Origin of the sequence: Azohydromonas lata NBRC 102462, from assembly GCF_001571085.1 — a bacterium.
GTDB lineage: Bacteria > Pseudomonadota > Gammaproteobacteria > Burkholderiales > Burkholderiaceae_C > Azohydromonas > Azohydromonas lata.
Window position 1 is genome coordinate 1 of sequence record NZ_BCTC01000178.1, and the last position, 7,795, is coordinate 7,795.

The following is a 7,795-nucleotide window of genomic DNA, read 5'->3' on the forward strand; positions in this document are numbered from 1 at the left end:
GATCAAGATCTCCGCGGCCATTGACGGCAGGTTCAACGAGCTGGTTGCCGGCATGAGCGGCCGGGTGCTGATGGCACCACCGGCGGGGCGATGAGCCGCATGTCTTCGCGCGCCTGCCCCTGGGGATGCCCGGCTCCATGACCGGCAAGACCGCCGCATCGTCAGTGCCCCCTCTTTCCGCGACACCGCCGCCCAGGCCAGCTTGAGGCCGCGGCCTGTCGCTTCCCGTTTTCCTTGAAGCGAACCGTGTCCGCCTGCGGCACGGCCATCGTCGATTCAGCGCCTTTGGAGATGCGCCATGAACAAGATCCATCGCACCGTTTGGAACGAAGTGACCCGCAGTTTTGTGGCCGTGGCCGAGGTGGTGCGTGGACGAGGAAAGCGTTCGGGCAGCACCCAGGCCGCAACGCCCGCCGAGATGGAGCCTGTGTCCCAGCCGCCTCGGCGGGGCATTGCCCGAAGCGCTCTGCGGCCGCTGGCGCTGGAACAGCGCTTCATGTTCGACGGTGCGGCTCTGGCCACGGCCCTGGATGCCGCACATGCGCAGCCCGATGCGGCGGATCACGCCCCGGAGGCAACGGTCGCGGCCCAGGCCGCCGCTGCTGCGCGTGCGCAGGCCGAGCGTCCAGCCGACGTGGCAGCGGCCGCGCCGGCAGCGCCCGCGGGCCGCGTGATCGTCTTCATCGACGACCGCATCGCTGACCGCACGACCTTGGCCGATGCCGTCGTGCCGGGCGCCGAGGTCGTGATGGTGGACCATACGCGCAGCGGGATCGAGCAGATGAGCGCCGCGCTTGCCAATGGCGGCGAGGTGCAGGCGGTGCACGTCGTCAGCCATGGCAGCAGCGGGCAGTTCATCCTGGGCTCGGACGTGGTGGATGCCGCCGCCGTGGACCGTTTCGCGTCGGCCCTGCGCGGCATGGGCACCCACCTGAGTGCGCATGCGGACCTGCTGCTTTACGGCTGCTCCACCGGCCAAGGCCCGCAGGGACAGGCACTCATCGAGAAGATCGCCCAGCTGACCGGGGCCGATGTTGCCGCCTCCGTCGATGCCAACGGCAACGACAACCCGACTGGCTGGTCGCTTGAAGCCTCCACGGGCTCCATCGAAGCCAGGCTGCCTTTCGATGCGGCGCGCCTGCAGCAATGGGAGGGCTCGCTCGACTCGCGCATGATCAACCTGCAGACCAGCGCCGTGGCGTCCGCCACCGATGGCCAGAACAACACCTACCTGATGGGTGGTCTGAAGGCCAGCACCTTCGACTTCGGCGGCACCAGCCTGACGTTTGGCGAGAGCGCCGGCGTGTGGGTCGCCAAGTACGACTACACGGGCGCGCTGGCCTGGGTGCGGCAGTGGAACAGCCTCAAGGCCTACAACACGTACGGTGATTACGGCAGAGGCCTGGCGGTGGACAGCCAAGGCAACGTCTACGTGTCCATGAGCGTGATGGGCTCAGGTGCCGGCGGTACCAGCAACAACGGGTACAACACGCTGGACGTGGACCCGGGTGCGGGTGTCACCAGCATCACCACGACGTCCTTCAACAGCGCTGCCGTGCTGGTCAAGCTCGACAGCAGCGGCCTGTTCCAGTGGGAGCGCCATACGGGCGTGTCCGGTGACGGGGGGCGCGTGACGGTCGATGCCTCGGACAACGTCTACTACGTCGCCAACTTCCGGGACTCGGCCTCCATTGGAGGCGTGACGCTCACGAGCGGCGGCACGGGTACCCACCATTCCGTGATCAAGTTCAACTCGGCCGGCGCGGTGCAGTGGACCAAGACGGCCTACGCAGGCAACGACGTCAACGGGCTCAACGACATCTCGGTCAACGCGGCGGGCGAGGTGTTCCTCGCGGGGTACAACGGGTCGTCGCTGACCATCGACGGCGTGAACTACACCACCAACTGGTATTCGTCGGAATACGACGGATTGCTGTGGAAGCTCAATGCCGACGGCACGACGGCGTATGTGCGCAAGATCTCGGGCAGCGCCAACGAGCGCTACCTTGACCAGGTGCCCCTGTCGGACGGGAGCGTCATCGTCAGCGGCGCCTACAGCGCCGGCACCGATCTCGACCCGACGGCGGCCACGGTGACGCCCTCCAATGCCGGTGGCGCTGATTATTTCGTTGCCAAGCTCAACAGCAGCGGCGCCGTCGTGTGGAGCCTCACGGGCGGCGGATCGGCCGGGGATAGCGCCAAGCGCATGTTCGTCGATAGCGACGGCTCCATACTCGTCACGGGCACCTTCAACGGCACGGCCACCATCGGCGGGCAGAGTTTCACTTCGGCCGGCAACAACGATGCCTTCGTGATGAAGGTGAATACCTCCGGCCAGGTGCAATGGGTCAAGACCATAGGCGGCGCCTACCTGGACGACATCATCGAGATCGCGCCGCTGTCGGGAGGCAAGTACAAGGTCACCGCCGTCATCCGGGGTACCGTGGACGTCGACCCGGGCCCCGGCGTGCTCAATGCCAGCAGCGCCAGCTCCACGCTTGCGGGGGTTGCCGTCGTGACCTGGGACAGCGACGGCGCCCTGGCCTCCACACCTGCGCCGTCCGGCAGCAATGCCGTGCCGACGCTCACGACCGTGGGCCCCGTCACCGGCGGGGCAGAGGACACCGTCAAGGCCATCACGTTTGCGGGCCTGCAGGCCCTGGCCAACGAAGCCGACAGCGACGGCTCGGTTACGGGCTTCGTGGTCAAGGCCGTTTCCAGCGGCACGCTGCGCATTGGCAATTCCGACGTTTCAGCGACGCCCTGGAACGCCTCGACCAACGCCACGATCGACGCCACCCACCAGGCCTACTGGACGCCGGCCGGGAACGCCAACGGCACCCTTGACGCCTTCACGGTGGTGGCACTGGACGACCAGGCCGCGCAGTCGGCGTCGCCGGTATCGGTGAAGGTCGTGGTGGCCGCGGTCAACGACGCTCCGGTCAATGCAGCGGTGCCCGTCGTTACCGGCACCCATCGCGTCGGCCAGCAACTGACGGCCGGCAGCGGCACGTGGAGCGACGCGGACGGCGACAGCCTGAGCTACAGCTACCAGTGGTATCGGTCCAGCGACGCTGCCGGGTCGGGTGAGGTTGCCATCGCCGGCGCCACAGCGCTGAACTATGCGCTCACGGCATCCGACGCGCACAAATTCGTGCGGGTCGTGGTCACGGCCAAAGACAGCCACGGCAGCAGCGACCAGACGGCAGCCTCTGTCCGTACGGAAGTTGACGTCGCCCTGACCAATCCTGAAAACGCCGTGGAGATGACGGGCACGACCAACGTCACGCTGACCAACGGTACCGTCGATCTGCTTCACTTCGCCCCGGATTTCTACAACGGTGGCGGGTATTGGCAGCCGAGCAATCTGTCCATCAGCGGCGTGCCGGTCATCAGTGGGTTCAACGCCAACGAGGACTTCATCGATCTTCGCAGCCTGGACTACTACGCCCTGGCTGGTGCCACGTTCGATACCGACTTTGCCGACAGCCAGAATGCTCCGGTCGTGGGGTCCGACTATTACTACACGACCTACACCAACTGGGGCAGCCTTTACAACAAGCAGTTCAGCATCTCGGGCAATACCCTGGGCGCCAACGGAGCCACCAAGGGCTTCCTGGTCGGTTATACGGACCAAAACAACTGGATGCCGGTCTATGCCTTCTTCAAGGACATTACCGGCACGCTGACGATCAACAATTTCCTGCTGCCCACGCTCACGCCGTCCAATACCGCCCCTGTCTTCGATGGCTCCACGACGTCGTTGTCCGTCGAATCGAATTCCTCGGCGGTGAGTGTCAAGTCGCTGCTTGGCGTCAGGGACAGCGACGCCAGCCAAACCTTGACGTGGACCCAGAGCAGTGCACCTGGCCACGGCACACTGAGCTTTTCCGGCGCGACGGCATCGTCCGGCGCGGGGACGCTTTCTCCGGGCGGCACCATCACCTACACGCCGGCAGCAGGCTATGTCGGCGCCGACACCTTCACCGTCCAGGTCAGCGATGGCACGGCCACGGTCACGCGCACCATCTCGGTCAACGTGATCGACAGCATCGCGCCTTCCATCGCCTCCATCACGCGGCAGACCGCCAACAGCAATGGCGTCACCAGCGCCGACACCTTGACCTGGCGCGTGGCCTTCAGCGAGCAGGTCGGGGGCGTGGACGGCTCCGACTTCACGCTCAGTGGCGCCACGGGCGTGTCGCTGTCGGTGAGTGCCGTGGACGGCAAGACCTACGACGTGACGGCCAGCGGCGGCAACCTGTCCAGCTACAGCGGCAGTGTGTCCTTGGCCTTTGCAGGAACGCAGAACATCAAGGACGGCGCCAACAACGCGCTCGTCGCCACGACCCCGACGGGTATCAACCAGAGCAGCTACACGCTGGACAACACGGCACCGGCGATCAGCAGCGTTGCCAGGCAAACGGCGAATACAGACGGCATCACCAATGCCGACCAGCTCACGTACCGCGTGACCTTCAGCGAAGCGGTGGACGCGAGCAGCGTGACAGCCGGCGCTTTCAGCCTCAACGGCACCACGGCTGCGGTGACCAGCGTGGTTGCCGCGGGCGGCAACGCCTACGACGTGACGGTGTCGGGTGGCGATCTGGCAGGCCTCGACGGTGATGTGACGCTGGTGTTCTCCTCCAGCATCAAGGACTTGTCAGGCAATGCGCTGGACACCGCCTTCAGCGGTGACGGCAAGGTCTACCACGTGGACAACACCGTCGGCATGCCCAGCGGTCTGGCCCTCGCCAGCGCTGCCGACGACACCGGCACGTTCGACCATGATGGTGTCACGGCCAACACCAAGCCGACCATCAAGGGCGTGGCCGACGCCTACAGCACCGTCACGCTCAACATCGACGGCACCGATGTGGGCACGACCTCGGCGGACGCCTTGGGAGTCTGGAGCTTCACGCTGTCATCGACTCTGGTGCCTGGCGTCCATACGGCCAAGGCCAAGGCCGCCGACACGGCCGGAAACACCAGCAGCTATTCGGCGGCTTACTCCTTCACGCTGGATACCGCAGCTCCGGTGCTCATTGCCGCGACCCCGGCGGACAATGACGATGCCGTGGCTGGCGGTGCCAACATCGTGCTGAGCTTCGACGAAAGCGTGTTCGCAGGCAGCGGCAGCATCGTCATCACGAACCCTGACGATCCCGTTGATACGCGCACCATCAGCATTGCCGATGCGAGCCAGGTCACGATTGCCGGCAGCACCGTCACCATCAATCCTGCTGCCGACCTCAAGGGTGCAACGCATTACCACGTCCGCATCGACGCCACGGCCCTGGTGGACGCAGCAGGCAATGCCTATCTGGGCATCAGCTCGGCGACGGAATTGGATTTCACCACGGTCAACACCAAGCCCGTGAGCAGCGACGACCGCGTGACCTTGACGGGCAGCTCGCCGCTGCTGCTGGGCCTGGGCGACTTCGGCAACTTCAGCGATGCCGAGGGCGCCGCGCTGGCGGGGGTCAAGATCGTCAACCTCCCGCAGCCCGTGAGCGCGGGCTCGCTGCAGTATGACGACGGTGGCACCTGGACGGCGGTGAAGGCGGGGCAGGAGATCAGCGCGGCTGACATTGCCGCGGGCAAGCTGCGCTACGTGCCCACGGCCGGCGGCGGCATGAGCACCCTGCAGTTCCAGGTCAGCGACGGAACCGACTACTCGACGGCGGTCTACACGCTGACGGCGGGCCCGGGCAATGCCGCCTCCATCAACAGTGCCGTCAAGACCAGCCAGGTCTTCCAGGTCAGCACCGAAAGCGGCTTGTCGATCAGCGGACTGACCGCCTCGGGCGTGCCCACCGGATTGCCCAAGGGCTTCAGCATGCCGCTGGGCCAAGTGGGCTTCACCGTCGGTGGGCTGGCCCACGCCGGCGACACGGCCCAGATCTCGGTGGCCGTGGACGACACCAGCAAGATGACCACGTTCTACAAGAAGAACCTGGTCACGAACAAATGGGAAGCCGTGCCGGGCCAGGTCGTGACCAAGGCCAACGGCCAGACGGTTTTCTCCTTCAGCCTCACGGACGGCGGCGTGTACGACGCCGACCGCACGGCCAACGGCGTCATCGTGGACCCTGGCCTGCTGGTGGCGGACCTGAGCGCGCCGCTGGTGGCGGAAAACACCACCTACGTCACCAATTTGTTGCAGGCGCTGGACCTCAGCAGCCTGCACGGGCAAGTCAGCTTCGCGCTCGCCGGCACCGGGCCCGACGATGCCCGTTTCACCCTGGACGCGGCCACGGGTGTGCTGCGCTTCGCGCAGGCGCCTGATTACGAAGCTCCCACGGATGGCGGCGACGGCGCGGGCAACAACACCTACGTGGTCCGGGTCACCGCGACCGGCTCAGCCGGTGGCAGCGTGGTGCAGGAGCTGGTGGTCACCGTGGTGAACGACAACGGCGCTCAGACCGGCGGGCCGCAACTGGTGCAGGGAGACGATACCGAGGTTCAATCAGGCCAGTCCTACTACCTGGATGCCGACCCTGACGGGGACGGAACGGGCTACACCTTCTTCGACGACGAATTCGCCAGCTTCTCCAACGGCTTCGTGCTGGTCCAGCAGATCGAGGGCTCGCGCGACGGCAACTTCGCCTTCGACGAGTACGGCAGCGACGCACTGGGCATCCTCGTCGGCATGGACCTGGCCTCGGCCGACCGCTTCATCGCGGCGGGCGAGACGGTGTTCTACTGCGGGCGCGCCATCGGCACGGTGGACGGCATCCTGGACGGACAGGACGGCCGCGACCTGCGCATCAACCTCTATGACCACGAGATCGATCCGGCCACCGGCGAAGCCGTCGATCCGCTGCAGCCCATCCGCGGCTACCACCTGTCGCAGACCGGCGTCCTGGGGCTGCTGCAGTACACCCTCCCGACCGTCGTGGACGGCGAGCACGCCTTCTCCGTGACGCTCAACGACGGCACGAAAAACTATGAAGCGGTGGTTGCTGGCGTGCACGGGACGGACGTGGCCGCGCCGGTGATCAGCGGCATCAGCCAGGACAGCGGCTCGTCCGATCAGGACGGCATCACCCGCAACACCACGTTGGCCCTGCACGGCACGGCGCTGGCCAACAGCAGCGTGACGCTGTACCTCGACGGCGTGGCCATGGGCTCCACCACCAGCGATGCCGCAGGCCAGTGGGCGTGGGACTACAACGGCACGGCCCTGGCCCAAGGGAGCTACCTGTTCACGGCCCGGGTCGAGGATGCCTCCATCAGCACCGTCAGCCGCGCTTCCCATGCCTACAGCGTGACGGTGGACACCAGCAGCCCGACCACCACGGTGGCCTCGGCAACCTTGTCCGCGGATACCGGCGCGGACAACACCGACTTCATCACCAGCACGAGCGCGCAGACGATCAGCGGCACCCTCTCGACGGCGCTGGCCGAGGGCGAAAAGGTGTACGTGTCGCTCGACGACGGCGACCACTGGACGGAGGCCACGGCGAACGAAGGCCAGGACACGTGGACACTAGCAGGCGTCGTGCTTGCCGGCAGCGGCACGCTCAAGGTCAAGGTCACCGACATCGCGGGCAACGACGGCCCGGTGGCCTCGCAGGCCTACAAGCTGGACACCACCTTGCCCACGGTGACGGATGCGCATGTCGCCATCGCCGGCGGCACGGGCACGAGCGGGGCTTACAAGATTGGCGACACGGTCACGGCCACCTGGAACAACGGGGCCGCGGGCGACGCCAACGCCGACATCAGCGGCGTGACGTTCGACTTCAGCGCGTTCGGCGGCGGCACGGCGGTGGCGGCGACGAACAGCGGC

General features: G+C 66.5%; 1 protein-coding gene. It reads left to right on the forward strand.

The window, feature by feature from the left end; all coding sequences use genetic code 11:
* Positions 1-298: 298 nt before the first annotated feature.
* On the forward strand, positions 299-7,795 hold a 7,497-nt coding region (locus ALA01S_RS29690; protein ID WP_157119394.1), incomplete at its 3' end, for a DUF4347 domain-containing protein.